This is a genomic window from Actinomycetes bacterium (assembly GCA_024222295.1).
Taxonomy (GTDB): domain Bacteria; phylum Actinomycetota; class Acidimicrobiia; order Acidimicrobiales; family Microtrichaceae; genus JAAEPF01.
In genome coordinates this window covers 1-1,241 of the sequence record JAAEPF010000006.1, presented here as the reverse complement: position 1 = coordinate 1,241, position 1,241 = coordinate 1, and the positions used below count along the sequence as shown (strand labels likewise).

Here is a 1,241-nt window from a genome sequence, read left to right as displayed (position 1 = left end):
GTCGCCACCTCTCGGTCGACGTCCTCGGCGGCCCAACCCAATATGGGTGCAACGACTTCGGCGACTTCACGGGCGCAGTCGACACCGCGGTGCGGGTACTCGATGGAGATCCGCATCCGGCGGGACAGGATGTCCTCGAGATGGAGTGCCCCCTCGGCCGCCGCGGCATATGCGGCTTCGACCTTCAGGTAGACCGGTGCGTCGGTGATCGGGCCCAGTAGTTCCGGCCTGTCCTCACCGAGCTTCAGCACCTCACCGATGAGCGCCCCGTACCGATCCAGCAGGTGCCGAACCCGGTATGGATGCAGGTTGTAGTACGCCCCGACGCTTTCAGTTTGGTTGACCAGCGCGAAGTATCCGTCGGCCCCCATCAGTGGAACCTTCTCGGTGATCGAGGGCGCCACCCGAGTCGGCACGAACTCCGCCGCGGCATCGATCGCGTCCTGCCCCATCACCCGGTAGGTGGTGTACTTGCCGCCGGCGATCGCCACCAACCCCGGCGCGGGCACCGCCACCGCATGCTCGCGTGACAGCTTCGAGGTCTCCTCGCTCTCCCCGGCGAGCAACGGGCGCAGGCCCGCGTACACCCCGTCGATGTCGTCGTGGGTCAACGGAGTTGCCAACACTGTGTTCACCGTAGCGAGGAGGTAGTCGATGTCGGCTTTGGTGGCGGCCGGGTGCGCCAGGTCGAGCTTCCAGTCGGTGTCGGTGGTGCCGATAATCCAGTGTGTGCCCCACGGGATGACGAACAGCACCGAGTTCTCGGTGCGCAGGATGATCGCGACCTCGCTGACGACGCGGTCGCGCGGCACCACGATGTGTACGCCCTTGGACGCCCGCACCCGAAATCGGCCGCGCTCCTTGGACAGTGCCTGAATCTCGTCGGTCCACACCCCGGTGGCGTTGACCACGACGTGGCCGTGCACCTCGGTGACCGAGCCGTCTTCGGAATCGCGTACCTGCACGCCGGTGACCCGGTCTCCTTCCCGCAGCAACGCCACCACCTGCGTCGAGGTCCGAACCACCGCGCCGTACTGGGCCGCGGTGCGTGCCACCGTCATGGTGTGCCGAGCATCGTCGACAACGGTATCGTAGTAGCGGATTCCACCGATCAGGGAGCTTCGCTTCAGCCCGGGGGACAGCCTCAGAGCGCCGGCGCGGGTCAGATGCTTCTGCGCCGGAACAGATTTCGCGCCGCCCAGCTGGTCGTAGAGCATAATGCCCGCCGCCATGTACGGTCT

General features: G+C 66.4%; 1 protein-coding gene. It reads right to left on the bottom strand.

Annotation, left to right across the window (positions count from 1 at the left end; all coding sequences use genetic code 11):
• Positions 1-1,241 (bottom strand): glycerol-3-phosphate dehydrogenase/oxidase (locus GY812_02360; protein MCP4434326.1); only part of this gene is annotated, 1,241 nt, incomplete at both ends.